Source organism: Pseudomonas saudimassiliensis, assembly GCF_000939975.1.
GTDB lineage: Bacteria > Pseudomonadota > Gammaproteobacteria > Pseudomonadales > Pseudomonadaceae > Halopseudomonas > Halopseudomonas saudimassiliensis.
Genome location: NZ_LK391969.1, coordinates 1667282 through 1692319, shown reverse-complemented (window position 1 = coordinate 1692319; position 25038 = coordinate 1667282). Strand labels below are relative to the sequence as shown.

The 25038-nt window shown below is 63.0% G+C and carries 27 protein-coding genes; 13 read left to right on the top strand and 14 right to left on the bottom strand.

Annotated elements, in window-relative coordinates:
* Positions 1-9 precede the first annotated feature (9 nt).
* Positions 10-849: an NAD-dependent epimerase/dehydratase family protein gene (locus VG99_RS07805; RefSeq protein WP_044499222.1), complete on the top strand. Its 840-nt coding sequence runs from the start codon at positions 10-12 to the stop codon at positions 847-849.
* 31 nt (positions 850-880) lie between these two features.
* Here the strand turns inward: VG99_RS07805 and VG99_RS07800 are convergent, their stop codons facing one another.
* From VG99_RS07800 to VG99_RS07780, 5 genes are all read right to left on the bottom strand, one after another.
* Positions 881-1261, bottom strand: a complete 381-nt coding sequence (locus VG99_RS07800) for a RidA family protein (protein WP_044499221.1) — start codon at positions 1259-1261, stop codon at positions 881-883.
* A 19-nt stretch (positions 1262-1280) separates the two neighbouring features.
* Entirely contained in the window at positions 1281-3431 is a 2151-nt protein-coding gene (spoT, locus tag VG99_RS07795) for a bifunctional GTP diphosphokinase/guanosine-3',5'-bis pyrophosphate 3'-pyrophosphohydrolase (RefSeq protein ID WP_044499220.1), read from the bottom strand.
* Between the two features lie 63 nt (positions 3432-3494).
* Positions 3495-3752 (bottom strand): DNA-directed RNA polymerase subunit omega, encoded by a 258-nt coding sequence (gene rpoZ / locus VG99_RS07790; protein WP_044499219.1) that lies wholly within the window; start codon positions 3750-3752, stop codon positions 3495-3497.
* 82 nt (positions 3753-3834) lie between these two features.
* Positions 3835-4458: a guanylate kinase gene (gene gmk / locus VG99_RS07785; protein WP_044499218.1), complete on the bottom strand. Its 624-nt coding sequence runs from the start codon at positions 4456-4458 to the stop codon at positions 3835-3837.
* Positions 4459-4551: 93 nt separating this feature from the next.
* The gene (locus VG99_RS07780; RefSeq protein WP_275425468.1) at positions 4552-5823 is read right to left on the bottom strand and encodes an MFS transporter; all 1272 of its coding nucleotides are present in this window, start codon (positions 5821-5823) and stop codon (positions 4552-4554) included.
* A 148-nt stretch (positions 5824-5971) separates the two neighbouring features.
* Here VG99_RS07780 and VG99_RS07775 point away from each other — a divergent pair, with 148 nt between their 5' ends.
* Entirely contained in the window at positions 5972-6316 is a 345-nt protein-coding gene (locus tag VG99_RS07775; protein WP_204216701.1) for a DMT family transporter, read from the top strand.
* Between the two features lie 15 nt (positions 6317-6331).
* On the opposite strand, the gene VG99_RS07770 is transcribed toward VG99_RS07775, so the two are convergent.
* Entirely contained in the window at positions 6332-7198 is an 867-nt protein-coding gene (locus tag VG99_RS07770) for a YicC/YloC family endoribonuclease (RefSeq protein ID WP_044499216.1), read from the bottom strand.
* A 140-nt stretch (positions 7199-7338) separates the two neighbouring features.
* On the opposite strand from VG99_RS07770, the gene rph reads away from it, so the two are divergent.
* The 6 genes from rph (at position 7339) to VG99_RS07740 (ending at position 13521) form a co-directional block, all read left to right on the top strand.
* Entirely contained in the window at positions 7339-8058 is a 720-nt protein-coding gene (rph, locus tag VG99_RS07765; protein WP_044499215.1) for a ribonuclease PH, read from the top strand.
* A gap of 292 nt (positions 8059-8350) precedes the next feature.
* The gene (locus VG99_RS07760; RefSeq protein WP_044499214.1) at positions 8351-9973 is read left to right on the top strand and encodes a methyl-accepting chemotaxis protein; all 1623 of its coding nucleotides are present in this window, start codon (positions 8351-8353) and stop codon (positions 9971-9973) included.
* Between the two features lie 22 nt (positions 9974-9995).
* Positions 9996-11108, top strand: coding sequence for a porin (locus tag VG99_RS07755; protein WP_044499213.1), 1113 nt, complete (start codon positions 9996-9998; stop codon positions 11106-11108).
* A gap of 11 nt (positions 11109-11119) precedes the next feature.
* A complete protein-coding gene (locus VG99_RS07750; RefSeq protein WP_044499212.1) occupies positions 11120-11521 on the top strand; it encodes a phosphate ABC transporter substrate-binding protein in 402 nt (133 codons plus the stop codon).
* A gap of 82 nt (positions 11522-11603) precedes the next feature.
* Positions 11604-11981 carry a DUF4870 domain-containing protein gene (locus VG99_RS07745; RefSeq protein ID WP_044499211.1) on the top strand — a complete coding sequence of 126 codons (378 nt, stop codon included), beginning with the start codon at positions 11604-11606 and terminating at the stop codon, positions 11979-11981.
* Between the two features lie 205 nt (positions 11982-12186).
* The gene (locus VG99_RS07740; protein ID WP_052508736.1) at positions 12187-13521 is read left to right on the top strand and encodes an AMP-binding protein; all 1335 of its coding nucleotides are present in this window, start codon (positions 12187-12189) and stop codon (positions 13519-13521) included.
* Positions 13522-13527: 6 nt separating this feature from the next.
* On the opposite strand, the gene VG99_RS07735 is transcribed toward VG99_RS07740, so the two are convergent.
* Positions 13528-14682: a cytochrome P450 gene (locus VG99_RS07735; RefSeq protein WP_044499210.1), complete on the bottom strand. Its 1155-nt coding sequence runs from the start codon at positions 14680-14682 to the stop codon at positions 13528-13530.
* 179 nt (positions 14683-14861) lie between these two features.
* Positions 14862-15641: an exodeoxyribonuclease III gene (locus VG99_RS07730; protein ID WP_044499209.1), complete on the bottom strand. Its 780-nt coding sequence runs from the start codon at positions 15639-15641 to the stop codon at positions 14862-14864.
* A 78-nt stretch (positions 15642-15719) separates the two neighbouring features.
* On the opposite strand from VG99_RS07730, the gene pyrE reads away from it, so the two are divergent.
* Both pyrE and VG99_RS07720 read left to right on the top strand, forming a co-directional pair.
* Complete coding sequence (gene pyrE, locus VG99_RS07725; RefSeq protein WP_044499208.1) at positions 15720-16364, top strand: orotate phosphoribosyltransferase; 645 nt, start codon at positions 15720-15722, stop codon at positions 16362-16364.
* A 56-nt stretch (positions 16365-16420) separates the two neighbouring features.
* Positions 16421-17005 carry a hypothetical protein gene (locus tag VG99_RS07720; RefSeq protein WP_082050014.1) on the top strand — a complete coding sequence of 195 codons (585 nt, stop codon included), beginning with the start codon at positions 16421-16423 and terminating at the stop codon, positions 17003-17005.
* Positions 17006-17028: 23 nt separating this feature from the next.
* Here VG99_RS07720 and VG99_RS07715 read toward each other — a convergent pair whose 3' ends face one another.
* Genes VG99_RS07715 through coaBC form a run of 5 tightly spaced genes read right to left on the bottom strand, consistent with a single transcriptional unit; the run spans position 17029 to position 22629 of the window.
* A complete protein-coding gene (locus VG99_RS07715; RefSeq protein WP_044499206.1) occupies positions 17029-17469 on the bottom strand; it encodes an acyl-CoA thioesterase in 441 nt (146 codons plus the stop codon).
* Entirely contained in the window at positions 17466-18365 is a 900-nt protein-coding gene (gene argB, locus VG99_RS07710) for an acetylglutamate kinase (RefSeq protein ID WP_044499205.1), read from the bottom strand. The genes VG99_RS07715 and argB overlap by 4 nt, the downstream gene beginning before the upstream one ends.
* Positions 18366-18422: 57 nt before the next feature.
* The gene (locus tag VG99_RS16365; RefSeq protein ID WP_044499204.1) at positions 18423-20915 is read right to left on the bottom strand and encodes a phosphomannomutase/phosphoglucomutase; all 2493 of its coding nucleotides are present in this window, start codon (positions 20913-20915) and stop codon (positions 18423-18425) included.
* A 34-nt stretch (positions 20916-20949) separates the two neighbouring features.
* A complete protein-coding gene (gene dut, locus VG99_RS07700; protein WP_044499203.1) occupies positions 20950-21405 on the bottom strand; it encodes a dUTP diphosphatase in 456 nt (151 codons plus the stop codon).
* Positions 21406-21414: 9 nt separating this feature from the next.
* Positions 21415-22629 (bottom strand): bifunctional phosphopantothenoylcysteine decarboxylase/phosphopantothenate--cysteine ligase CoaBC, encoded by a 1215-nt coding sequence (gene coaBC / locus VG99_RS07695; protein WP_044499202.1) that lies wholly within the window; start codon positions 22627-22629, stop codon positions 21415-21417.
* Positions 22630-22796: 167 nt separating this feature from the next.
* Here coaBC and radC point away from each other — a divergent pair, with 167 nt between their 5' ends.
* The 3 genes from radC (at position 22797) to rpmG (ending at position 24061) form a co-directional block, all read left to right on the top strand.
* Entirely contained in the window at positions 22797-23471 is a 675-nt protein-coding gene (gene radC / locus VG99_RS07690; protein ID WP_044499201.1) for a RadC family protein, read from the top strand.
* A gap of 185 nt (positions 23472-23656) precedes the next feature.
* Positions 23657-23893 carry a 50S ribosomal protein L28 gene (gene rpmB, locus VG99_RS07685; protein WP_044499200.1) on the top strand — a complete coding sequence of 79 codons (237 nt, stop codon included), beginning with the start codon at positions 23657-23659 and terminating at the stop codon, positions 23891-23893.
* Between the two features lie 12 nt (positions 23894-23905).
* Positions 23906-24061, top strand: a complete 156-nt coding sequence (rpmG, locus tag VG99_RS07680) for a 50S ribosomal protein L33 (RefSeq protein ID WP_022960960.1) — start codon at positions 23906-23908, stop codon at positions 24059-24061.
* A gap of 75 nt (positions 24062-24136) precedes the next feature.
* Here rpmG and VG99_RS07675 read toward each other — a convergent pair whose 3' ends face one another.
* Positions 24137-25030 (bottom strand): peptidoglycan DD-metalloendopeptidase family protein, encoded by an 894-nt coding sequence (locus VG99_RS07675; RefSeq protein ID WP_044499199.1) that lies wholly within the window; start codon positions 25028-25030, stop codon positions 24137-24139.
* Positions 25031-25038: the final 8 nt, after the last annotated feature.

Genomic DNA, 25038 nt, shown 5'->3' with positions numbered 1-25038 from the left:
ACAATCAGCATGAAACATGTAGTTATTGCCGGCTGCGGCGATGTGGGAACAGCACTGGCCGAGCGGCTGCTCGCCCGGGGTTGGCAGGTCAGTGGCCTGCGCCGTGACCCCAGCGCCTTGCCCGATGGCATCGGCCGGATCGCCGCGGACCTGACCCAGCCGGAGAAGCCGGCCGCCTGGCCGGACAAGGTCGATTATCTGGTGTATTGCCCGGCCGCCGGGCGCCGGGACCCGGAGCTGTACCAGCGGCTGTATGTCGACGGCCTGCAGCATGTGCTCGGTTGGCTGAAGGATAGCCGGCACAAGCTGCGCCAGCTGCTGCAGGTATCGAGCACCGCCGTCTATGCCCAGAGCGAAGGGGAATGGGTTACGGAAAACAGTCCCGCGTTGGCGCAATCAGCCACCGCTCCGCTGTTGATCCAGGCCGAAGACGTGGCGCTGCGCAGCGGCGTACCAGCCTCCGTGGTGCGGCTGGGCGGCATCTACGGGCCGGGTCGCAACCGCCTTATCGAGCAGGTGCGCAACGGCCTGTATGTCCCGGAAACGCCGGTGCAATACACCAACCGCATCCATCGTGATGATGCCGCTGCGCTGCTGGAATGCCTGTTACTGGCTGCGGATCAGGAGGAATGGCTGGCGCCCTGCTATCTGGGCGTGGATGACGAGCCGGCACCGCTGCATGACGTGGCGCAGTGGTTGGCAGAGCAGTTGGGAGTGACCTTGCTGGCAGAAGGACCAACCGCCAATCGGGTGGGCAGCAAGCGCTGCAGCAATGAACTGGCGCGGGAGATGGGGTGGGAACCGCAGTATCCGAGTTATCGGGAAGGCTACTCGAGCATGCTCAAGTAGCCTTCAGCGGCAAGCTGGCAGCTAGTAGGCTTTAGCCTACGACCAGAATCCCGTCCATTTCGACCGGCACGCCCTTGGGCAGCGAGGCGATGCCGATGGCGGCGCGGGCCGGGTAGGGCTGTTCGAAGTAACGGCCCATGATCTCGTTGACGGTGGCGAAGTTGTTCAGGTCGGTCAGGTAGATGTTCAGCTTGACGATGTCCTGCAGCTTGCCGCCAGCCGCTTCGGCTACCAGCGCCAGGTTGTCGAACACGCGGCAGACCTGGGCTTCGAAGCCTTCAACCACTTCCATGGTCTTGGGGTCCAGCGGGATCTGGCCCGACAGGTACACGGTGTTGCCGACCTTGATGGCCTGGGAGTAAGGGCCGATCGCCGCGGGCGCGTGCTCGCTGGTAATGACTTGCTTGTTCATGAATGTCTCCATTGGATGTTCAGTTCTTCAGTCGAGTGATTCGCATGACGCCTTGCAGCACGCGGATCCGTTTGATCAATTGGGACAGGTGCAGGCGGCCGCGCACACGCAGCACCAGTTGCACCACGCTGACGCGGCCGTCGCGCTCGTCGACGCTGATCTTGTCGATGCTGGCGTCGGCGACGGTGATGCTGGTGGCCAGCTGGGCGATGATGCCCCGTTGGTGTTCCAGCTCCACGCGCAGCTCCACGGTGAATTCGCCACTGACGTTCTTGTCCCAGGTCAGTTGCAGGATCTTTTCATTGTTACCGCGGTGCTCCGCCAGGTTCTTGCAGTTTTCCTGGTGGATGACCATGCCCTTGCCGGTGGTGATGAAACCGACAATGGGGTCGCCCGGGATGGGGTTGCAGCAGCGGGCGAAGCTGACCACCAAGCCTTCGGTGCCGCGGATGGCCAGGGGCATTTCCTCGATGCTCGGTTGCTGCACCACCGCATCGTGCTTGGCCGCCTCGGCCTCGGCTTCAGCCGGGGCATCGCTGGCCAGTAGCCGGCGGGCAGTGACATAGGCCATGCGGTTGCCCAGGCCGATATCGGCCAGCAGGTCTTCCAGGGACTCCATGCGACAGTCCGCCAGCACCCGTTGCAGCTGGCGCTCGGGGATCTGGTCGAGGCTGGTGTCGAAGCTCGCCAGCACCTTGTCCAGCAGCCGTTCGCCCAGGGCGATGGATTCCGAATGCCGCTGATGCTTGAGCAGGTGGCGGATGTTGCTGCGCGCCTTGCCGGTGATGACGAAATTCAGCCACGCGGGATTCGGGCGCGCCCCGGGGGCAGTGATAATTTCTACGGTCTGGCCGCTTTCCAGTGGTTCGGACAGCGGCGCCAGGCGGCGGTTGATCCGGCAGGCGATACAGCTGTTGCCCACATCGGTATGTACCGCATAGGCGAAATCCACCGGCGTCGACCCCTTGGGCAGCTCCATGATGCGGCCCTTCGGCGTGAAGATGTAGACCTCGTCGGGGAACAGGTCAATCTTGACGTTCTCAATGAACTCCAGAGAGTTGCCGGCCCGTTGCTGCAGCTCCAGCACGCCCTTGAGCCACTGCCGGGTGCGGGCGTGATTGCCGTTGATCACCTCATCCTTGGACTTGTAGACCCAGTGCGCGGCAATCCCGTTGTTGGCCAGCTCTTCCATCTCCTCGGTGCGGATCTGGATCTCGATCGGCACCCCGTGCATACCGAACAGCGTGGTGTGCAGGGACTGGTAGCCGTTGGCCTTGGGGATGGCGATGTAATCCTTGAAGCGGCCGGGGAAGGGCTTGTAGAGACTGTGCACGGCGCCCAGCACGCGATAGCAGGTATCGGGCTTGTCGACGATGATGCGGAAGGCGTAGACGTCCATGATCTCGTTGAACGCCCTGCGCTTCTCGCGCATCTTCTGGTAGATGCCGTACAGGTGCTTCTCGCGCCCCAGCACCTTGCCCTGCAAGCCTTCCCGTTCCAGGCAGGCTTCCAGCGACTCGAGGATCCGCGTCAGCAGTTCCTTGCGGTTGCCCCGGGCATCCCGCACCGCCTGGGCAATCATCCGCGAGCGCATCGGGTACATGGCGCTGAAGCCCAGGTCCTCGAACTCGGTACTCAGGCTGTGCATGCCCAGACGATTGGCGATGGGGGCGTAGATTTCCAGGGTCTCGCGGGCGATACGCCGGCGTTTCTCGGGATTGAGCGCGCCGAGGGTGCGCATGTTGTGCAGGCGGTCGGCCAGCTTGACCAAAATCACCCGGATGTCCCGGGCCATGGCCAGGGCCATCTTCTGGAAGTTTTCGGCCTGGGCCTCAGCCTTGGTCTCGAAGGTCATCTGGGTCAGCTTGCTGACCCCGTCGACCAGATCCGCCACGGTGTCGCCGAACTGGGTGACCAGGGCTTCCTTGGGGATGCCGGTATCCTCGATCACGTCATGCAGCATGGCGGCCATCAGGCTCTGATGGTCCATGTGCATGTCGGCGAGGATGTTGGCTACCGCCAGCGGATGGGTAACGTAGGGTTCACCGCTACGCCGAGTCTGGCCGTCATGGGCCTGCTCGGCGTAGAAGTAGGCGCGACGCACCAGATTGACCTGCTCGGGTTCGAGATAGTCATCCAGCCGATCGGCAAATAGTTCTATACCGGACATGCAACTCTCCTGCACCCTGCTGTCAGGGCAGTCTGAACGAGGTCGCACGGCCATCGCAACCGCTTACTCCGGCAGTTCGGTTTCCAGCGAGTACAGCGGTTCCTGCTGTTCGCGCAGGGCTTCTTCGGCCATGATCTCGTCGGTGATCAGGCCTTCGGCGATTTCGCGCAGAGCGACCACGGTCGGCTTGTCGTTTTCCCATGCCACCTTGGGTTCCTTGCCACCGGTAGCAATCTGACGCGAACGCTTGGTGGCCAGCATGACCAGCTCAAAGCGGTTGTCTACATTTTCCAGGCAGTCTTCAACAGTGACGCGGGCCATGGTGTACTCCGAACGGCAGGATAAGAAAAATCGGGAAGCGCTTGATAATAACGCAGGACCGAGCAGTTTACCGGTTTACCCGTCAGTCTGACAACAACCCCGTGAGAAGGTGCCGGTGCAGCTGCTGCTGGTGAGCCAGAGTCAGGCGCCCGCAACGCAGGATGGCCCGCAGGTCGTCCAGGGCGGTCTGGAAGTCATCGTTGATGACGATGTAGTCGTATTCCACGTAATGGCTCATCTCTTCCACCGCCTGGGCCATGCGCCCGGCGATCACCTCATCGCTGTCCTGCCCGCGGTTGCTCAGGCGTTGCTGCAGGGCCGTGCTGCTCGGCGGCAGGATGAAGATCGAGCGGGCCTGGGGCAGGGCGCGGCGCACCTGCTGGGCACCCTGCCAGTCGATTTCCAGAATCAGGTCATGCCCTTCGGCCAGGGTCTGCTCCACGGTGCTCTGGGAGGTGCCATACAGATTGCCGAAGACTTCCGCATGCTCGAGAAAATCGCCCTGGCCCACCTGCTCGAGGAAACGCTCACGGCTGGTGAAATGGTAATTGACGCCATCCACCTCGCCGGGGCGCATGGCCCGGGTGGTATGGGAAACCGATACCCGCAGCGTGTCGATCTGCTCGATCAGCGACGTGACCAGGCTGGTCTTGCCCGCACCGGACGGGGCGGAAACGATATAGAGAGTACCGGTGGCTTGGCTCATGGCGGATATTGTCCTGGGTTGCGGCGTGGCGGGATTATAAAGGCAACGGCCGGCGGCGTCATGCCAACGTGGCCGGAACGGCTGGCGCAGCGATCATCCGCGGGCGGGGGACGCCCCGGTCTGCTGCTCTGGCGAGGCATCCTCGAAGCGGTCGACCTGGCGCAGAGTACGGAACGCCGCCGCCCAGCCACCGACCACCGCCAGGGTGGACAAGGCGCCGATCAGCGCCGCTGGCACCGCCCCGAACCAGGCGGCGCTCACACCGCCGCGGAAGTTGCCCAGCTCGTTCGACGAACTGATGAATAGCATGTTGACCGCATTCACCCGGCCGCGCATGGCGTCCGGGGTGGAGAACTGGATCAGCGCCGAGCGGATGTACACGCTGACCATGTCGGCGGCGCCGGCGATGAACAGCGCGGCAAAAGACAGCCAAAACAGGGTCGATAGCGCAAACACCAGGTTGGCCACACCGAAGATCGCCACGGCAATGAACATGGTGCGCCCGACATTGCTATTGAACGGCCGCGTACTCAGGTACAGGCCGACGCAGATTTCCCCCACCGCCATGGCGCTGCGCAGTATGCCCAGGCCCTCGGGGCCCACCTGCAGCACGTCGCTGGCGTAGATCGGCAGCAGCGCGACCACGCCGCCGAGCAGCACGGCAAACAGGTCCAGGGAAATGGTGCCGAGGATGATCGGCCGCGTGCGGATGAAATGCAGCCCGGCGGTAAAACGCTTCCAGCCCGAGCTTTCGGTAACCTGCATGGCCTCGGCGTAGAGCACGGGCACCCGCATCAGCAGCAACAGCCCGCCGCCAAAGCACACCAGGCAAACCGCATAGGTCAGCTCGCCGCCGCCAATGGCATAGAGCACGCCGCCCAGCACCGGACCCATAATGGTGGCGGTACGCATGATGGTGCTGTTGGCGGCGATCGCCTGAGCCAACTGGTCCCGGGGCACGATCTGCGGCAACAGGCTCTGCAGCGCCGGCCCGATAAAGGCCCGGGAGCAGCCATAGAGCACCAGCGCGCCGTAGAACCAGGCGGGGTCATGCTCGCCGCTGAAGGTCAGCCATAACAGGATGGCGCTGCAGCAGGCGGCACCGACCCAGGACAGCCCCAGGATCAGCTTGCGGCTGTACCTATCGATCAGATCGCCGGCGGGCATCAGCAGGAACAGCATGGGCAGGAACTGGGCCAGGCCGACCCAGGCCAAGGATAAGGGGTCGCCAGTAATCTCGTAGATCTGCCAGGCCACCACGATGGCCTGGATCTGCATGGCAAAGACCGCCAGCAGGCGGGCGATGACAAAGGGCATGAAGCCCGGCTGACGGTAGACGTTCAAACGGGAAGCAGAGGGGGCCAAGGCAAGATCTTCAATGCGGAATGAAAGAACCCACATAGTAGCAGCCGTCACGGCGCCCGTCAGCGCGGGCCCGGGCCCCCTCGGTTTCCAATTCTCCCGCTTTGGGGTAGTTTGCGGGACTGACTTTTTATCCGCGCAGGGGAAACACATGAGCATCAACTGGATCATGCTGATCATCGGCGGGCTGTTTGAAACCGGCTTCGCCATCAGTCTCGGCAAGGCCCAGCAGGCCAGCGGCAAGTCCCTGGCGTTGTGGCTGGGCACCTTTGCAATCTGCGTGGCGATCAGCATGTTCCTGCTGTTCAAGGCCATGGGCGGTGAACGCGCCATCCCGGTGGGCACGGCCTATGCGGTGTGGGGCGCCATCGGCGCCTTCGGCACAGTGGTTGCGGGCATCATGCTGTTCGACGAGCCAGTGACCTTCTGGCGGCTGTTCTTTCTCACCAGCCTGGTGTTGTCGGTGGTGGGGTTGCAGATGGTGAGTTCTTCCTGAGGCGAGCCGGCGGCGTCACTCGATATTCTGCACCTGCTCGCGCATCTGCTCGATATACACCTTCAGGTCTACCGCGGCCTGGGTACTGCGGGCATCGATGGCCTTGGAGCCCAGGGTGTTGGCTTCGCGGTTGAATTCCTGCATGAGGAAGTCCAGGCGGCGGCCGATGGCGGTTTTGCTGTCGAGTACGTGGTGGGTTTCCTGGATATGGGTGTCGATGCGGTCGAGTTCTTCGGCAACGTCGATCTTCTGCGCCAGGATCACCAGTTCCTGCTCGATACGGGTGCCGTCCAGTTCGAGCCGGGCTTCGTTGAAGCGGTCGATGAGTTTCTGCCGGTGGGCGGCGAGCAAGGTCGGCATCATCTCGCGCAAGGTGGTGACCCGTTCGGCCATGCTGTCCAGGCGGCTCTCGATCAGCTCGCGCAGTTCCGCGCCTTCGCGGGCGCGGTGCTGCTTCAGTTCTTCCAGGGCCTGGTCGAACAACTGGTCGGCCTGCGCTTTCAAATCCACCTGCTCCCGGCCTTCACCACCGAGCACACCCGGCCAGGCCAGTAGCTCCAGGGGGTTGATCGGGGCAGGATTGTCCAGCTGGGTGCTGATTCGCCCGGCGGCGTCGATCAACTGGTCGAGCAGCGGCTGATTCAGAGTCAGGTCCGGGCGGGCATCGGCCACCGGGTTGAAACGCAGGGTGCACTCCACCTTGCCGCGGGCGATATGCTTGCGCAGACGCTCGCGCAGCGGGCCTTCCAGATCGCGAAAGGCCTCGGGCAGGCGCAGGGTGGCTTCCAGGTAGCGATGATTGACCGAACGCAGTTCCCACGCCAGGTTGCCCTGATCGGTGCTGAGTTCGCTACGGGCAAAGGCCGTCATGCTGAATACCATGGGTCCACTCCAGTCTGTCTATTTATCGATCGGCGGCGGGCATTGTACTCCGCCAGTCGGCTGCGGGGTACAGGCCGCTGTTGTGCCCCCGGGCAGGCTCCGTATAATCGCCGCTCACATACGCAGTAAGGAATGAACAGATGATACGACCCAGCGGCCGCGCGGCAGACCAGATGCGTCAGGTAACCCTGACCCGCCACTACACCAAGCATGCCGAGGGCTCGGTGCTGGTCGAGTTCGGTGACACCAAGGTGATCTGCACCGCCAGCGTGGAAGGCGGCGTGCCGCGCTTCCTGCGCGGTACCGGCCAGGGCTGGATCACCGCCGAGTACGGCATGCTACCCCGGGCCACCGGCGAGCGTATGCAGCGCGAAGCCAGCAAGGGCAAGCAGGGCGGCCGTACCCTGGAGATCCAGCGCTTGATCGGGCGTTCTCTGCGTGCGGCAGTGGACATGAAAACCCTGGGCGAGAACACCATCTACGTCGATTGCGACGTGATCCAGGCCGATGGTGGCACCCGCACCGCCTCCATCACCGGGGCCTGCGTGGCGCTGGTCGATGCCCTGCGGGCGATGAAACAGCGTGGCGCCATCAAGCGCGTTCCCTCGGTGCAGATGATCGCCGCCGTGTCGGTAGGCATCTACCAGGGCGTGCCGGTGCTGGACCTGGATTACCCGGAAGACTCCGCCGCCGATACCGACCTGAACGTGGTCATGACCGACAAGGGCGGTTTCATCGAGGTGCAGGGCACGGCCGAAGCAGCGCCCTTCACGCCCCAGGAGCTCAATGCGATGCTGGAGCTGGCTACCAAGGGCATCAACGACTTGTTTGCGGCGCAGCTGGCCGCGCTGGCCGAGTAACTCTCTGGGCGCGTCGGATCGTCGCACCCCTGCGACGATCCGGTCATGCTCTTGATCCGTGCAACCCCCGCCCTGCCTGGCTTCCGATTGGTACAACGCCCTGCCTCCCCCGCGATAGAGCCTTTGCCCTGAAATATCTGCGCCATTTCCTCCTCAAGTAAATCTCCCCTGGGTCGATAGAGGCTTCGAATTGCTGCTGCTCGGGGATTGACGCACCAATGCCACTGACCAATGGCATATCGCCATCTTCCTGCTTGCTGTTAGTATCCGCGTCCTGTTTGTGGAGCCCGTCATGCTCAAGAATTTCTCGCTCGGATATAAGTTGGCCCTCGCCCCTGCGCTCGCATTGTTGGGTCTGGTGTTATACGTGTCTTACACCTCGTTGCAGCTGGCCGCGACGGACGCGCGCCTGCTGGCGCTGGAAGACCAGCACTATCCCACGCTGGAAAAGGCCGACGCCGCCATCTTCCAGTTTTCACGACTGCCCGGTCTGCTCAACAACGCCGTCACCGCTGGTGAAGCAGACATGCTGGACGAGGCGTCCGAGGTATTGGCAGGTGTTGAGGCTGATCTGCAGAGCGCTGAACAGCTGCTCAGTGAGGAGGCCCAGCGCCTGCAGGAGCTGCGCGCCTGGCGCGGTGCAATTTCCCGCTACGGTGTTAACGCCCTGTCTGCCTCTCGCTCGATGATTACCGGGGAGGTTTCCTTTGATGAGCTGCGCCCCAGCCTCGAGCGCATGGCAGCGGATCTAGCGCAGGCGCAGCAGTTGGCAAGCCAGTTCCGGCAGAACGCCTACGGCGATTTCAAACAGACCTTGGTCACCGCCCGCGAAACCAACGCCGACACCACCCGCCTGGGTATCCTGTTGTGCGTGATACTGCTGCTGGTAACCGGTACCGGCGCGCTGGTGGTCACTCGCAGCATCATGCAGAACGTGCGCGGTGTTATCCGCTCCCTGGAGTCGATTGCCAGCGGCGATGGTGACCTGACCAAGCGGGTGACCGGGGAGTCGTCCGATGAAATCGGCACCATGATCAAATTGTTCAACGCTTTTCTGGGCAAACTCCAGGGCACCATCGGCCAGACGGTCCACGCTGCGAGCCCCCTTGGCGAGGTATCGAAAGAGTTGTACCGCGTGACACAGAGCGCAGAGGAAAATGCCCGTTCCCAGCAGCGCCATACGGATTCGATCAGCCGCGATATCCTGACCATGACGGATCGCATTCAGGACGTGGCACAGCGTTCACGCCAGGCCTCTGATGAAGCCCAGGCGGCGACGCAGCAGGCCAGTACCGCACGGGTACATATCGACAGCCTGTCCGACAGCATTGCCGACCTGGGCAGTAGCGTCATGGATGCGGTGCGGTCGATGGCCCAGCTGGAAGAGGAAACCCAGGAAGTTGGCTCGGTGCTCACGGTGATTCGCAGCATCGCCGATCAGACCAACCTGCTGGCGCTCAACGCGGCCATCGAAGCGGCCCGGGCGGGCGAACAAGGGCGGGGATTCGCCGTGGTTGCCGATGAAGTGCGCAACCTGGCGCAGAAAACCGCCAGTTCGACCGCGGAGATCCAGCACATCATCCAGCGCCTGCAGAACAGCGCGAACGCCGTACTTTCTATCATGACCGCCAACGGGGAAAAATCCCGGCAGAGCATTGATCGCTCCATCGAAGCGACCCAACTGCTGGAAGCCATCACCAGCGCCGTCAACCGCATTAACGAGTTCAACGCCGGTATCGCCCGCCATACCCAGGAGCAGATCGGTCTGTCGAACTCCATCCAACAAGAAACCCAAGTGTTGCAGCAGGACGCCCAAGCAACCGCCAACGGAGCAGAGGCTACCGCGCGCCTCGGCGAACAACTGGTCAGTACCCATGATCACTTGCGCGCAGCCACTGCCCAGTTCCGCATTTAATCTTTATCAGGAGCACTACTCAATGTTTGCACCACGACTTCTCGGCTTGGCAGTGGCATGCCTCGCCGCTGCGCCCGCGTTCGCCCTCGAGCAGGGCGATTATCGCCTGAATGGCTTCGGTACCCTTGGCATGACCTATTTAGGCGGCGAGCACGACGGGCGCAGTTACGGTATCAATGGACAGACCACGGATTCGTGGCGCTTCGACGAGCTCTCCAAGCTGGGTGGCCAGTTGCGCTATGGCGTGACCGACGACCTCACCCTGACAGCGCAAGTCATAGCCAAGGCGCAGCATGATAGCTGGGACGTGAATCTGGAGTGGTTCTATCTCTCCTACCAGGCAACCGACCGCCTGGTATTGCGTGCAGGGCGCCTGCGCAACCCGGTTTATATGTACTCGGAAGCGCTTGATGTCGGATTCACCTACCCTTGGATCCGCCTGCCCGATGAGGTTTATCACCAAGTTCAGATCAGTAGCTATGAAGGCGTGGACTTTATCTACACGCTACCGCTGAGCTTCGGCAATCTGAGCGTGCAGGCGAACGTCGGCCAGGCGCTTAACAGCGACTATTTCTTCTACGACACGACCGAAGACATGGACTACCGGAAGATCGCCGGATCCAGTGTCGCGCTTGAGACCAACGATTACGGCACGCTGCGCTTGAGCTACAGCGAAGCTGACCTGACGCTTGACGGCATCTTGAGAACGACGCTGGATGGCACCAAGGGCAAGTTTACCTCCCTGGGCTACCAATATGACAATGGTACCTGGATCACTTCCCACGAGGCTACCCGTCTGGTGGTAGAGGGCGTGATACCCACCAAGAACGCCTTCTACATGATGGGCGGCCGTCGTTTTGGCGACTTCCTGCCCCATGTCACCTATGCACAGCTTGATGAACAGAGCGGTGGACGCCAGGTGTCCTGGACCTACGGTCTGAATTACAGCTTGTTGCCCAATGTCACGCTCAAGGGCGAATACAAGCGTGTGGACACCTCTAACGAGGCCCATGGTGTATTCGTCAAAACAGGCACCGAATACTTCACGGACCTGGCCATGAACCAACTCTTCGGTATTCCCCAGCCCACCTATGACGGCGATATTTTCAGCGTCGGCATCGACTTCGTATTCTGAGGAGCAACCAGATGAACATGTTTTCCCGCTCTGTCATCGCTGCCTTGCTGGCTACCGCCGGCCTGGCCCAGGCCGAAGTCGCTGTTATCGTCAACCCGGCGGCGTCAGCTGCACCGTCCCAGGCCGAAGTCGCGAACCTGTTTCTCGGCAAGGACAAGTCCCTGACCGCTATCGACCACAACGGCTGGACGCCGGCCAAGGAGAGGTTCTACAGCGTCATTACCAACAAGAACGAGTCCCAGCTCAACGCCTACTGGTCCAGCCTGATCTTTACCGGTAAAGGCCAGCCGCTGGCTGCGGTCGAGGGCGACGCCGCCGTGATTGCCAAGGTTGCCAGCGATGCCAAAGCCATCGGTTATGTCGACAGCGCTGCGATCAACGATCAGGTGAAGGTGCTCTTTACCATTCCCTGATCTACCTGGCGTAGGCTCAGCGCACACGTTCGGCTATCCTGACATCAGATATGGTTACCTTCTGATATAAGGAGCAGCGAGCATGCTTGACGATGAGCCTCTCATCCAGATGCAGGAGCCAGATAAGGATGCCCGGCTATGGGCGATGATCGCCCACCTGGCCGGGTTTCTCGGGTATTTCATTCCGGTGATCGGCAGTCTTATCGGCCCGCTGATTATCTGGCAGATGAAGAAGGACCTGCATCCCTTCGTTGATGATCAGGGCAAGGAGGCGCTCAACTTCCAGATCACGGTGGCGATTGCCGTGCTGGTCTGCTTTCTGTTGATGATCATCGCCATCGGCTTTCTGATGATCTGGGTGGTGGGCATCGGCGCCATCGTGCTGATGATCATCGCCGCGATCAAGGCCAACGAGGGCAAGACCTACCGCTATCCCTTCTGCCTGCGATTGATCAAGTAGTAGCTGGCTGGTCACCGCCCCGGTGACCAGCTTTCCCCCTGCGTTTGCCCGCGCTTCTTCCGTCCGCGTTCGCGTCCCTGATTATTGAAAGCTCCGCGCGTATTTGACGAGTGCATCAAGTAGCGCTACCTTCTCATTACAAATGTTAATCGTTCTCATTTAGTGTTTTGATCGTGCCGGGCATCCATTCGGCCGAGGGGGAAGCATGAGCCGCATCGATGAACCATCCGGCGCGTCCGGCCTGGGTACGCACCTGGCCGCCATGTGCCGGCAACAGGCTGAGCTGGTGGCGCTGGGGTGGGACGGTGAACGCTGGGATTACCGTCGGCTCGCCGAGCGCGCTGCTCATATCGCGGCGCAGTTGATGGAGCGGGGGTTAGGGCCGGGGGATCGTGTTGGCCTGTATCTGGAACGTTCAGCGGAGCTGCTGGCCACCATGCTCGGCTGTATTCGCGCCGGCATGTGCTTCGTTCCCTTGGCACCGGATCTACCGTTGCCGCGATTGCAGGCCCTGATCCGCCGCCTGGATGTGCAATTGATCGTGATGAGCGTACCGACCCGGGGCGTCTTTCCGGTACCGGTACATGGCCTGCGCCCCGGTGGGCGAGATGATCTGCCCTGGCCTGAGCTGCACCATCGGCTGCCGGTCTGCATATTGCCCGGGGCAGGCGGTGGACGTGGTGATGTCACCCTTACCCGGCGCGCGCTGGCCAGCTACCTGCACCGCGTGACCGAGCGAATGGAGGCCTGTGCCGGAAGCCGCTGGCTGGCGGTAACCGCATTGACAGAGGTGGAGGGCCTATTGGAATGGCTGGGCCCGCTATGGGTAGGGGGTTATGTGGAAATCGTATCCAGCGACCTGCGTGATAAACCCGTGGAGCTGGCTGCCTTGCTGCGGCGTCGGCCCGACCTTAACACCCTGCAGGGCAGCCCCGGTTTCTGGCGGCGATTGTTGAAGGCGGGTTGGCGTGGCCACCGTGGGCTGGTGGCGCTCTGCTCCGGGACCGGGCCGGATCTCGCCCTTGCCACCCACCTGCAGGATTGTGTCGGGCAATTATGGAACTGCTATGGCACGACGGCTACCGTCGGTTGGTCGATGATGCGCCGGGTGAGCTTTCCGCTGGCGGAGCGCAGCCTGCACCTGGGGCAGAGCCTGGACGGTTACCGGCATTGGGTGCTGGATGCGGAAGGTGGCGACGTTGCCGTGGGCGGCGTGGGTGAACTCTGTATCGAGTGCGATGAGCCAGCGCTGGTTCGCGATGCAGGGGCGCCCGTGCAGTGGTGTGGCCGACAGGTGCGCCGCACCGGGATCCGCGTGCGCAAGCAGGGCTGGGACGGTTTCCACTATCTGGGGCCGCTGGAGAAGCCGAACCGGCTGTGCGGCTTCCGTATCGAGCTGGGTGATCTGGAATCCGGCCTGCGGCAGCTGGCGGCGCGGATGAATCAGCAGGGCGCCGGAGCTGGCGCCTGCCTGGTGGGCTATGTGGAAGTGGCCGCGGAGGGCGGCGCTCGTGGGTTAGCGCCGCGGGGGCGGCAGTGAGCCAACTCAGCGCAGGCGCAGGGGTAGACTGGCGTAACCGCTGGTGGGGTAGGTGGCCAGTACCGCAGGCTGGTCGGCGATCAACTGCAGCTCGCGACTGAGCTGCAACAGGCTGCGCATGATGATCACCAGTTCCATGCGCGCCAGGGGCGCCCCGGGGCAGACATGGACACCGGCGCCATAGAGCAGGTTCAGCGAGGGGTCCCGGTCCAGTGAAAAGCGTTCCGGCTCGACGAAGACTGCCGGGTCACGGTTGGCCGCGACCCAGTTGATGGTGATGGGCTGCCCGGCCTCGATCCGCCGACCGCCCAGCTCCACCGGACAGGTGGTGCGTCGACGGTTATCCACCAGCGGGCCGTGGATGCGCAGGATCTCGTCATTGGCTTGCCACAGGAGCTCGGGATCGGCCCGCAGCTGTTGCTGGACATCGGGATTGGCAGCCAGGAACTGCGCCAGGATGCCCACCGATGCGGCAATGGTGCCGACTTCGCCGACGGTCCAGTTGCGCAGGATGCTGGCGATTTCCTGGTCGGTCAGCGGCCGGCCGTCGACCTGCTCGTGCATCAAGGCGCTGGTGACATCTTCGTCGGCGCTGGTTCCCGCCTGGCGCCGGACCCTCAGTTGCTCTGCGATCAGGCAGTCGAACTCCTCGGCCAGTTGGCCGAGCGCCACGCGGTCACGGGTCAGGGTCGCCTGGGCATTGCGGTTGGCCCAGCTCAACAGGGTTTCCTGCAGGCTCAGCGGCCAACCCATGAAGGCGCATTGGATACGCAGTGCGAAGGGCTGGGCAAACTCGCTCATCAGCTCGATGGCGTCCTGGTGCAGGGTGCTGCGCGCGAGGTCGTCGGCAATTTCCCGGCAGATGGGCTCGAATTCAGCCATGTGCGCGGGCCCGAAGTAGGGCTCGATGATCTTCCGGTAAGGGGTATGGTCGGGCGGGTCCATGCCGTTGGGCACGGAAACGTGCCGGGATACCCGGTTGCTGAAGCTCTGGTGATCCAGCAGGACCCGGCTCACATCGGCGTGGCGGAACAGGCTCCAGCCGGCATAGTCGCTGTGCGCGACGGGGCAAGCCTCGCGCATGGCGTCGTAGGCGGCACGCTGGTCACGTAGTACGGCATCGGATCGGGGGTCCCAATCCTGTTTCGTCGGTTCGGACATAGGACGATTCCTGTCAAACGGAGGCAGTCGCTCGCAGCGGCTTGGGGATATTGATATAGGAGAAGTTGGTAATAACGTGGGTTGAGTTTAACAGGGCCGGGATGATCAAGAATTGATCAATATCAAATCGAGGAGGGAAGGAAGGAGGCTGCGGACGCCTGGGCGACGCCCGCAGAAAATCAGATGCTCAGCACCCAGTCGTAATCGATGATGACCGGGGCATGCTCCGAGAAGCGCACCTTGCGCGGGATCGAAGCGTGCTTCACGAAGCGGCGCAGGCCGGGCGTGAGGATCTGATAATCCATACGCAGCCCGAGGTTGAGGTCCTGGGCCTGCTCACTGTCCGGCCACCAGCTGTACAGATCGGCCTCGCGGGTTACTTCGCGCAGGGCGTCAACATAGCCGAGGTTACCGAAGATCTCGTCCATCCAGGCACGCTCCGGCGCCATGAAACCCGGCTGGTGCTGGCAGTCGCGCCAGTTTTTCACGTCCAGTTTCAGATGGGCGGTATGCAGCGAACCACAATAGATGAACTCGCGGCGCTTGCGACGCTGCTTGGTCAAGTAGGTGGTAAAGTCGTTCATGAACTTGAATTTCTGGTTCAGGCTCGCATCGCCGTCGCGGCCCGAGGGCAGCAACAGGCAGCCGATGCTGACCTTGTCGAAATCCGCCTGGATATAACGCCCATACCGATCCGCCAGCTCGAAGCCAAGCCCCATGATGATGGCCTTGGGTGCGGTCTTGGTATAGATGGCTACGCCGCCCTGGCTGGGCACTTCCGCCTCGAAGCAATACTGCCAGTAACCTTCAAGCCAATAGGGGTCCTGTTCCAGCTCGGGAGCGGTGACGCGTATGTCCTGAAGGCAGATGACGTCCGCATCCTGCGTGCGCAGCCAGTCAAACAGACCTCGGGCCGCAGCGGCCTCGACACCGTTGACATTAAGACTGATTATTCGCATACATGGCTCCCCCAAATTCGTGCGTGTATGATACCCGAGCTGAAGGGATTTTTGTTATAGATGAGGGTAATAGAACACATGCATGAATATCAGTGGGAATTTATTCGTTTTGCGCTAGACCGGGAAGTTTTGCGCTTCGGCGAATTTACCCTCAAGTCAGGTCGCAAAAGTCCTTATTTCTTCAACGCCGGTTTATTCAACAATGGCAGCTCGCTGGCACGGTTGGGGCGCTACTATGCCCAGGCGCTGATCCACAATGGCCCTAAGGATTTCGATATGCTTTTCGGTCCGGCCTACAAGGGCATCCCCCTGGCGGCAGCGGCGGCGATTTCCCTGGCTGACAGCTTTGATGTCGATCTGCCATACTGTTTCAACCGCAAGGAAGCCAAGGACCACGGAGAAGGTGGGTCTTTGGTCGGCGCACCCCTGCAGGGCCGAGTGGTGGTGGTAGATGACGTGATTACCGCCGGTACCGCCATCCGCGAAGTCATGCAGATCATCAAGGCGGCGGGCGCCGAGCCCGCGGCAGTGATGGTGGCGCTGGATCGGCAGGAGCGCGGCCAGGGCGAGTTGTCGGCCATCCAGGAAGTGGAGCGCGATTTCGGCGTTCCGGTGGTCAGTATTGTGTCGTTGACCCAGATCCTTGCCTTTCTTGAGGATGACGCGCAATTGCGCAAATACCTGCCTGCAGTACAGGCATACCGTGATCAATACGGCATCTGAAAGGAGGCCGTCAACAGCGAGGACAGGGTGGTCCAGTTATGCACAAAAGGATCAGGTTGAAGGCAGCAGGTGTCGTGCTGGGCGGGCTGGCCCTGGCGACCGAGGGGCATTCGGCCGACCTGTATCGCTACATCAATGACAAAGGGGTCACGGTGCTGGACAGCAGCGTACCGCCCCAGCATGTCAGTCGTGGCTACGAGATACTGGACGCCGATGGCCGGGTGAAGCAGGTGATCCCGGCGGCGCTCACGCCCCAGGAGCGGGAAGCGGCGCGGGCTGCCGAGCGGGAACAGCGGCAGCGCCACAGCGCTGACGAAACCCTGCTGCGGTTGTATTCCAGTCTCAATGATCTTGATCGTGCCCACAGCCGTCAGGTGCTGCAGATCGAGAACCTGATCGCGACGTCCGAGGCGGGGATTCTCACCCTGCAGGCCCAGCGCGAAGATCTGCAGAGCCGGGCGGCGGCGCAGGAACGGGCCGGTCGCAAGGTGGAGGCGCATATCCTTTCGGAGCTGGCTGAGGTGGAAGCGGAGCAGCAGCGGTTGCAGCGGCTGATCGGCAGCCACCAGCAGGAAATCGAGGCTGTGAACCAGACGTTTTCCGCCCGGCGCCAGCGCTTGCAGGAACTGCTCGCTGACTGAGCCGGGCCCTGTCAGCGGTCAGGTCACGATTGGACGCTGGTCTTCTCGAAGGCGTTGACCGCGTCGCGGAACGCCTGGCCGATGCTCTTCGGCCGACGGGTTTCCATATCCGCATGCACGTAGACAATCTCCCCGGTGACCAGCAGATCCGCCTCGCGGTAGATGCCGATGGCAAACTGCAGGCTGCTGTTACCCAGCCGGGCAATTCGCACGTGGATATCCAGCAGGTCGTCGAAGCGCGCCGGCGCCTGATACTCCAGCAGGGTGCGTACGGCGAAGAACTCGCTGCCGGCAATCTCGGCATCGGTGCTCGCCCCGCGCAGCGCGCGGAAGTACTCGGTAATGCCCACGTCCGCATAGGTCAGGTAATGGCCGTTGAAGACGATGCCCTGCGGGTCGGCCTCGGCCCAACGCACGCGCAGCGGGCAACTGAACCGGAAGTCGCTCTGTTGCATAGTGCTCATCCTGGCTGGTTGGTGATCAGGGTGCCGACGCCAGTATCGGTGAAGACTTCCAGCAGTACCGCATTGGGCACCCGCCCATCGACGATGATCGCACTGCCCACGCCGCCCTGCACCGCATCCAGCGCGCAACGGATCTTCGGCAGCATGCCGCCATAGATGGTGCCGTCAGCAATCAGCTCGTCGACCTGGGCGGTGGTCAGGCCGGTGAGCACCTTGCCTGCCTTGTCCATCAGCCCGGCGATGTTGGTCAGCAGCATCAGCTTCTCGGCGCCCAGGGCCTCGGCAACCTTGCCGGCCACCAGATCGGCATTGATGTTGTAGGAGGTGCCGTCATCGCCGACGCCGATGGGCGCGATCACCGGGATGAAATCATCCGAGATCAGCCGGTTGATCAGCTTGACGTTGACCTCACTGACTTCCCCCACCTGCCCCACGTCAACGACCTCCGCCTGGTCGGTGCCGGGCGTGCGGCGGGTGACCTTGAGCTTGCGCGCCCGGATCAGGTTGGCGTCCTTGCCGGTCAGGCCCAGGGCCTGGCCGCCATGCTGGTTGATCAGGTGGGCAATGTTCTTGTTCACCTGGCCACCGAGGACCATTTCCACCACATCCATGGTCGCGCTGTCGGTCACGCGCATGCCTTCAATGAACTCGCTGTTGATGTTCAACCGCTTGAGCAAGTCGGCAATCTGCGGCCCGCCGCCGTGGACCACTACCGGATTGATGCCGACGGTTTTCATCAGCACGATGTCCTTGGCGAAGCTGGCCTGCAGCTCTTCGCTTTCCATGGCGTTGCCGCCGTACTTGATGACGATGGTCTTGCCGGTGAAGCGCTGGATATAGGGCAGTGCCTCGGTCAGGATCATGGATACCTGAGTGGCGGCGTCACGGTTCAACATGGTGATTCTCTTCTCCTGATCGGATCGTCAGCCGGGGCAATTCCCCGGCCATGGATATTACAGATGGTCCAGCGCCAGGTCGGGCGCCACCTGGGCCAGCTGCTCGCGGAACAGGTGGCGGATGCGCGCCAGCCCGCCGGCATCATCGGCTTCAAAACGCAGCACCAGCACCGGTGTGGTGTTGGATGCCCGCACCAGCCCCCAGCCATCAGGGTAGTCGATGCGCAGACCGTCAATGGTAGTGATCCGCGCCTGCTCGCCCCAGTGGGCATGGCCCTGCAGCGCCGTCATCAGTTCGAACTTGCGCTGCTCGCCCACCTCGACATGCAACTCAGGGGTGCTCAGGCCGGTGGGGTAGCGGTCGAACAGGGCCGCGATCTCCTGCCGGTCCCGGGTCAGCATGGAGATCAGCTCCAGCAGGCGACAGGCGCTGTACAGGCCATCATCGAAGCCATACCAGCGTTCCTGGATGAACACATGGCCGCTCATCTCGCCACCGAGCAGGGCGCCGGTTTCCTGCATCTTGGCCTTGATCATCGAGTGCCCGGACTTCCACATCACCGGCCGGCCGCCCAGGCGGCTGATCAGTTGCGGCAGCTGACGGGTGCATTTCACGTCAAATACGATGTCGGCGCCGGGGTTGCGAGTCACTATGTCCTCGGCAAACAGCATCAGCAGCCGGTCGGGGCAGATGATCTCACCCTCGGCGGTTACCACGCCCAGGCGATCGGCATCACCATCGAAGGCCAGGCCCAAGTCGGCGTCGTGCTGCCGGACGATCAACTGCAGGTCGCGCAGGTTCTCCGGCTTGCCCGGGTCCGGATGATGGTTGGGGAAGGTGCCGTCGACCTCGCAATACAGGGCCACCACCTCGCAGCCGAGCTGCTCCAGCAGGGTCTGGGCGATCACGCCCCCGACGCCATTACCGCAATCGACTACTACCTTGAGCGGGCGGGCCAGCAGCACGTCATCGACGATGCGATTGGCATAGTCATCGAGAATCTCCAGCGGGGTGCAGGTGCCGCTGCCCTGGTGCAGGGTGTTCTGCTGCAGCCGCTGGTGCAGGGCGCTGATGCGCTCGCCGGACAGGGTCTGGCCGGCAACGACGATCTTCAGGCCGTTGTAGTCCGGCGGATTATGGCTACCGGTGAGCATGACCCCGGAGCTGGCCGCGGTGGTATGGGTGGCGTAGTAGAGCACTGGCGTGGGCACCATGCCCAGGTCGAGCACCTCGCAGCCGCAATCGGTCAGGCCGCGGATCAGCTGTTCCATGAGGTCGGGGCCGGAGAGCCGGCCATCACGGGCCACTGCCACCTGCGGCTGGCCGGCGTCCAGGGAGTCGCTGCCAATGGCGCGGCCCAGCCAGTAGACATAGTCCGCCGTCAGGGTGCGGCCAACCACACCGCGGATATCGTAGGCACGGAAGATCTCCGCAGGTAGCGCGGGTATTCCGGTGGCGGGTGAGTCGGTCAGATCATCGACCATATCGATATCCAGCACGTCTTCCAGCGGCGGCAGCGGCGCAGCAGGCGGCGGCTCGGCCGGCTCGGGCGCGGCGGCTGGGGTCGCCGGTTTGCCGGTCTCGTTGGTAACGCCCTGGCGGGCGCGATTGGCCAATTGCATGATGCGCTGGGCCAGGGGCTCCAGCGGACCCAGGCGCAGTCCGGCCGCCTTGTGCCCCTGGGTGAGCTGTTCCAGGGTCTGGGCATCGGTATTCAATGCCTGCGTCCAGCTGCGCTGCAGGAACAACAGGCTGGCCAGGGCGCCGGCCAAGGCAATCAACACGGCGGCGAGCAGCACCAGCGGGTTGGGCGCGCCGGCACCCATGGCGCTGCCGGGCTGGAACTCCAGGCGCCATGCAGGGTTGTCGGTCGTATGGCTGATACTGGCGCCATGGCCGCTACCGGCCTGGTACAGCGCCTGTGCGGGCGCGCCGGCGAATTGCTGGATCAACGCGATTTTGCCCGCATCTTGGGGCAGTTGGGGCAGGCTGCCGGTCAGTCGCTGCAGGTCAAACACGGCAAGCAGGGTGCCGGCGATCGGGGCCGTGGGCGAGACGCGCAGCGGTTTGACCAGGTACAACCGCCAGTGCTCACCCACCTTGTGCGCTTCTGCCGGAACGGTCAGACCGCGCTCGGCCCGGCGGATCATATCCAGCGCGGCGAAGCTCAGTGGAGCCTGCTCGTCATCAATATGTACCGCGGCCCCCGGACGGTGCAGGTAGCTCGCCACCTGGCCGGCCAGCTGATAACGCAGCGCGCCGGCGTCGGCCGGGCTCTGCTGTCGCAACAGCAGCTGCAGCTGGGGATTGGCCGCGACCCGGGTCAGGTCGGCATCCAGCTGGGCCAGGGTACGGTTGAGGGCGCTCTGTTGCTGGCTGGCATAGGCCTGGCTCAGGTCGCTGCGGTAACTGTCCGCCGCCGGGGCAAACAGGAGCAGCCACAGTAGCAGTACGGCGGCCGCCAGACCGGCAAGCATCAGCAGCAAGGGTGCCAGGGTGCTCGGCAGGGCACTGGGTTGGCGGGTGAAGGTGGGTTTGGTGAATTTCATCTCTGGGTCTTGCCTCCCTGCAAAATCAAAGAATTCAGTGGCTGCCGGTGTGTCCGAAGCCGCCCGCGCCGCGCTGGCTGTCGCCGAACTCGCTGACGATCTCCAGTTGCGCCTGTACCACCGGCACCAGTACCAGCTGGGCGATGCGCTCGCCCGGCTCGATGGTGAAGGGCTGTTGGCCTCGGTTCCAGCAGGACACCATCAGCTCGCCCTGGTAGTCCGAGTCGATCAGCCCGACCAGGTTGCCCAGCACGATGCCATGCTTGTGACCCAACCCCGAGCGCGGCAGAATCATCGCGGCCAGGCCGGGATCGGCAATATGGATGGCCATGCCGCTGGGCAGCAGGCTGGTCTGGCCGGGCTCGAGGGTCAGCGGCGCGTCGAGCATGGCGCGCAGGTCCAGGCCGGCCGAACCGCTGGTGGCATAGGTCGGCAGGGGCCATTGCTGACCGAGGCGGGGGTCGAGAATGCGGGCTTGCAGGGCGTGCATGGTGAGTCCTCAGGCGGAAATAGTCAGGCGACTGGCGATGACGGCGATGATCTGCCGGGCCAGTTTGTGCTTGCTGGCGCGGGGCAGCGGCTGTTGCTCCAGGCTGCGGTCGATCAGGGTCACGGCGTTGTCATCGGCATTGAAGCCGATCCCCGGCTGGCTGACGTCATTGGCAACGATCAGGTCCAGGTTCTTGCGGGTGAGCTTGTCGCTGGCATACGCCAGCACGTCATCGGTCTCGGCGGCGAAGCCCACGCAGAAGCCGGGGCGCTGGGCATGGCTGGCCAGGGTCGCCAGGATGTCCGGGTTGCGCACCAGGGTCAGGGTCATGCCGGCGTCGCTGTCGGTCGTCTTCTTCAGCTTGCCGGGCGCGCAGCTGGCCGGCCGGTAATCCGCCACCGCGGCCGAGGCGATAAACAGGTCTGCGGGCAGTGCGGCTTCGCAGGCGGCCAGCATCTCGGCGGCGCTGACCACATCCACCCGTTCGACCCGGGGCGGGGTGGTCAGGTTGACCGGGCCGGTGACCAGGGTCACCCGGGCGCCCGCTTCGGCGGCCGCCTCGGCCAGGGCAAAGCCCATCTTGCCGGAGCTGTGGTTGGACAGGTAGCGGACCGGGTCGATCGCTTCCCGGGTCGGGCCGGCATTGATCAGCACATGACGGCCGGTCAGCAGGCCGCGCTCGAAGCACTCGGCGCAGCGGGCAGCAATCTCGGTCGGCTCGAGCATGCGTCCGGGGCCGATATCGCCACAGGCCTGCTCGCCGGCGGCCGGGCCGTAGACCTTGATATCGCGCTGCAGCAGCGTCTGCAGATTGGCCTGGGTCGCGGGGTCGCGCCACATGGCCTGGTTCATCGCTGGGGCCAGGGCAATCGGCGCGTCGGTGGCCAGCACCAGGGTGGTGAGCAGGTCATCGCCACGGCCGTTGGCCAGGCGCGCCATCAGGTCGGCGGTGGCCGGCGCGATCAATACCAGGTCGGCCCAGCGAGCCAGCTCGATATGCCCCATGGCCGCTTCGGCCGCCGGGTCCAGCAGGTCACCATGCACCGGGTTGCCGGACAGTGCCTGCAGGGTCAGAGGGGTAATGAATTCATGGGCGGCGCGGGTCATCACCACGCGTACGTCGGCCCCGGCATCCTTTAACCGGCGCACCAGCTCGGCGCTTTTGTAGGCAGCGATCCCGCCGCTGATTCCCAGTACCACCTGCTTGTTTAACAACCGCTGCATCATCGACTCCAGAGTGCCTGGCAAATGGCGCTAACGATACCATATGCCGATCCAGTCACGCGCGCTCCATGCACCGGTCGACCCGCCCGGGCGGCGGGCCTATACTCGGCTTTTTTATCCGCACGAAAAGGGAAGTACGTGCCAGCCTGAATGCAAGGAGCACTGCCATGCCCATCACCGACTGGCCAGCGGCCGAACGCCCGCGGGAAAAACTCTTGCTGCAGGGCGCCCATGCCCTGTCCGATGCCGAATTGCTGGCAATTTTTCTGCGTACCGGCCTGCCGGGGCGCAGCGCCGTGGACCTGGCGCGGGATCTGCTGCACGGCTTTGGTAGCCTGCGTGCGCTGCTGCAGGCCGACCAGACCGACTTCTGCAGCCACCCCGGCCTGGGGCCGGCCAAGTTCGCCCAATTGCAGGCGGTAATCGAGATGGGGCGCCGGCATCTGTTCGAGGACCTCAAGCGCGGCGATGCACTGACGTCCCCGGGGGCCGTGCGCAATTACCTGCGCAGCAAGCTGATGGCCTTGCCCCACGAGGTCTTTGCCTGCCTGTATCTCGACAACCAGCACCGGGTCATCGCCTTCGAGGAATTGTTCCGCGGCACGCTGGACAGCGCCAGCGTTTATCCCCGTGAAGTGATCAAGCGGGCCCTGTCGCACAATGCCGCGGCGCTGATCCTGACCCACAACCACCCGTCGGGTGTGGCTGAACCGAGCCAGGCCGACCTGCAACTCACCCGGCGCTTGAAGGAGTCGCTGGCGCTGGTGGACATCCGCGTGCTTGACCATCTGGTGGTCGGCGACGGCGATCCGGTGTCCTTTGCCGAACGCGGGCTTTTATAGGGGCTGTGCACGAAAAATCATTGCCTGGGGTGGTGTATTTTGATATAAAGCTCCGCTCTTCTCGGGGCTGCACCTGTAGATCAGTACCTTACAGTGAAGCGTGACCGTTGCCCCGGCTGGACAACAGATTCTTTTTATGACTTCCAACCAGTTCGGGTTGGGCAAGTGGTTGGAGAGGGTTAACCATGTCTCGAGTATGTCAAGTGACCGGCAAAGGCCCGGTGACTGGGAACAATGTTTCCCACGCTAACAACAAAACCAAGCGTCGTTTTCTGCCTAACCTGCAGTACCATCGTTTCTGGGTAGAATCCGAAAAGCGTTTTGTCCGTCTGCGCACTTCCGCCAAGGGCATGCGTATCATCGACAAGCGCGGTATTGATACCGTTCTTGCCGACATTCGCGGCCGCGGCATTAAAGTCTAAAGGAGCAGCACCATGCGTGAATTGATTCGTCTGATCTCCTCTGCCGGTACTGGTCACTTCTACACTACCGACAAGAACAAGCGTACTACTCCCGACAAGATCGAAATCAAGAAATTCGATCCGGTTGTACGCAAGCACGTGATGTATAAGGAAGGCAAGATCAAATAAGATCGGCCTGACTGACAAGAAACCCGCTTCGGCGGGTTTTTTGTTGGCTGGGTATTGGAGTTTGAAGGGCGCCGGTTACCGTTCCCCGCCCACCGCAAAGTTCGGCAGGCTGTCCACCGGTTGGGCAAACTCGAAGGGGATGGAGACCGTATTCAGGCCGACGTTCTTCTGCACCACGAAGTGGAGGTGCGGCCCGGTACTGTTGCCCGTATTGCCGGACAGCGCCAGCAGATCCCCGGACCGCACTCGCTGACCTTCCTGTACTTTCACCGACCCCTGTTTCAGATGCAGGTAGACCCCCATGGTGCCGTCATCATGCAGCAACCGCACGAAGTTGCCGGCCGGGTTGGTACCGCGACCGCTCTGGTGGTTCTCGGTCTTGACCACCAGGCCACCGCGGGCGGCGACGATGGGCGTACCCACCGGCATGGCGATGTCTACGGCATAGCGGCCCTTGGGTCCGCTGTGGCTATAGCGCCCACCCGGGCCCTGGGTCATGCGAAAGGGTCCACCGTGCCAGGGCAGGGGATAGGCCTGGGGGCTATGACTGGCGCGGGGATCACCGAGGGCGTAGCGCAGTTTATGCTGGTAACGCGGGGTGCCGGTGCCCGCCGGTGCCAGAGTCAGCAGCCGGATGTTGCCCCGGGGCGGCAGCACCCAGCGCACCGGCGCCGATGGCGCGCCCAGAACGTGTTCCGCGGAGGTGATGCTCAGCTCGACTTCAACCGGCACATAGAGATCATTGTTGACCACCAGGGTATCGCCACCGGCATGCTTGCGGGTGGTGACATACACCTGGCGATCGTTGTTCTCGACCATGCGATCACGGAACAGGAAGACCTGGGCCCCCTGCACGCGCTGATCGGTATAGGTCACGACGCCATTGGCGTCGGTGTATTTGTAGATGGTGGAGCCGAGCAGTGTGGGACTGCCCAGCAGCAGGGCAATCCCCAGCAGATAGGAACGCATCCATTGCT

Excerpts from the sequence above, each read along its gene's own strand:
- radC (WP_044499201.1), top strand. The coding sequence starts at position 22,797 with ATGCCCATCACCGACTGGCCAGCGGCCGAACGCCCGCGGGAAAAACTC.
- VG99_RS07730 (WP_044499209.1), bottom strand. The coding sequence starts at position 15,641 with ATGCGAATAATCAGTCTTAATGTCAACGGTGTCGAGGCCGCTGCGGCC.
- rph (WP_044499215.1), top strand. The coding sequence starts at position 7,339 with ATGATACGACCCAGCGGCCGCGCGGCAGACCAGATGCGTCAGGTAACC.
- VG99_RS07740 (WP_052508736.1), top strand. The coding sequence starts at position 12,187 with ATGAGCCGCATCGATGAACCATCCGGCGCGTCCGGCCTGGGTACGCAC.
- VG99_RS16365 (WP_044499204.1), bottom strand. The coding sequence starts at position 20,915 with ATGAAATTCACCAAACCCACCTTCACCCGCCAACCCAGTGCCCTGCCG.
- VG99_RS07755 (WP_044499213.1), top strand. The coding sequence starts at position 9,996 with ATGTTTGCACCACGACTTCTCGGCTTGGCAGTGGCATGCCTCGCCGCT.
- spoT (WP_044499220.1), bottom strand. The coding sequence starts at position 3,431 with ATGTCCGGTATAGAACTATTTGCCGATCGGCTGGATGACTATCTCGAA.
- VG99_RS07760 (WP_044499214.1), top strand. The coding sequence starts at position 8,351 with ATGCTCAAGAATTTCTCGCTCGGATATAAGTTGGCCCTCGCCCCTGCG.
- argB (WP_044499205.1), bottom strand. The coding sequence starts at position 18,365 with ATGTTGAACCGTGACGCCGCCACTCAGGTATCCATGATCCTGACCGAG.
- dut (WP_044499203.1), bottom strand. The coding sequence starts at position 21,405 with ATGCACGCCCTGCAAGCCCGCATTCTCGACCCCCGCCTCGGTCAGCAA.
- rpmB (WP_044499200.1), top strand. The coding sequence starts at position 23,657 with ATGTCTCGAGTATGTCAAGTGACCGGCAAAGGCCCGGTGACTGGGAAC.
- VG99_RS07735 (WP_044499210.1), bottom strand. The coding sequence starts at position 14,682 with ATGTCCGAACCGACGAAACAGGATTGGGACCCCCGATCCGATGCCGTA.
- VG99_RS07715 (WP_044499206.1), bottom strand. The coding sequence starts at position 17,469 with ATGAGCACTATGCAACAGAGCGACTTCCGGTTCAGTTGCCCGCTGCGC.
- VG99_RS07675 (WP_044499199.1), bottom strand. The coding sequence starts at position 25,030 with ATGCGTTCCTATCTGCTGGGGATTGCCCTGCTGCTGGGCAGTCCCACA.
- VG99_RS07805 (WP_044499222.1), top strand. The coding sequence starts at position 10 with ATGAAACATGTAGTTATTGCCGGCTGCGGCGATGTGGGAACAGCACTG.
- rpmG (WP_022960960.1), top strand. The coding sequence starts at position 23,906 with ATGCGTGAATTGATTCGTCTGATCTCCTCTGCCGGTACTGGTCACTTC.
- rpoZ (WP_044499219.1), bottom strand. The coding sequence starts at position 3,752 with ATGGCCCGCGTCACTGTTGAAGACTGCCTGGAAAATGTAGACAACCGC.
- VG99_RS07750 (WP_044499212.1), top strand. The coding sequence starts at position 11,120 with ATGAACATGTTTTCCCGCTCTGTCATCGCTGCCTTGCTGGCTACCGCC.
- VG99_RS07800 (WP_044499221.1), bottom strand. The coding sequence starts at position 1,261 with ATGAACAAGCAAGTCATTACCAGCGAGCACGCGCCCGCGGCGATCGGC.
- coaBC (WP_044499202.1), bottom strand. The coding sequence starts at position 22,629 with ATGCAGCGGTTGTTAAACAAGCAGGTGGTACTGGGAATCAGCGGCGGG.
- VG99_RS07770 (WP_044499216.1), bottom strand. The coding sequence starts at position 7,198 with ATGGTATTCAGCATGACGGCCTTTGCCCGTAGCGAACTCAGCACCGAT.
- pyrE (WP_044499208.1), top strand. The coding sequence starts at position 15,720 with ATGCATGAATATCAGTGGGAATTTATTCGTTTTGCGCTAGACCGGGAA.
- VG99_RS07745 (WP_044499211.1), top strand. The coding sequence starts at position 11,604 with ATGCTTGACGATGAGCCTCTCATCCAGATGCAGGAGCCAGATAAGGAT.
- gmk (WP_044499218.1), bottom strand. The coding sequence starts at position 4,458 with ATGAGCCAAGCCACCGGTACTCTCTATATCGTTTCCGCCCCGTCCGGT.
- VG99_RS07775 (WP_204216701.1), top strand. The coding sequence starts at position 5,972 with ATGAGCATCAACTGGATCATGCTGATCATCGGCGGGCTGTTTGAAACC.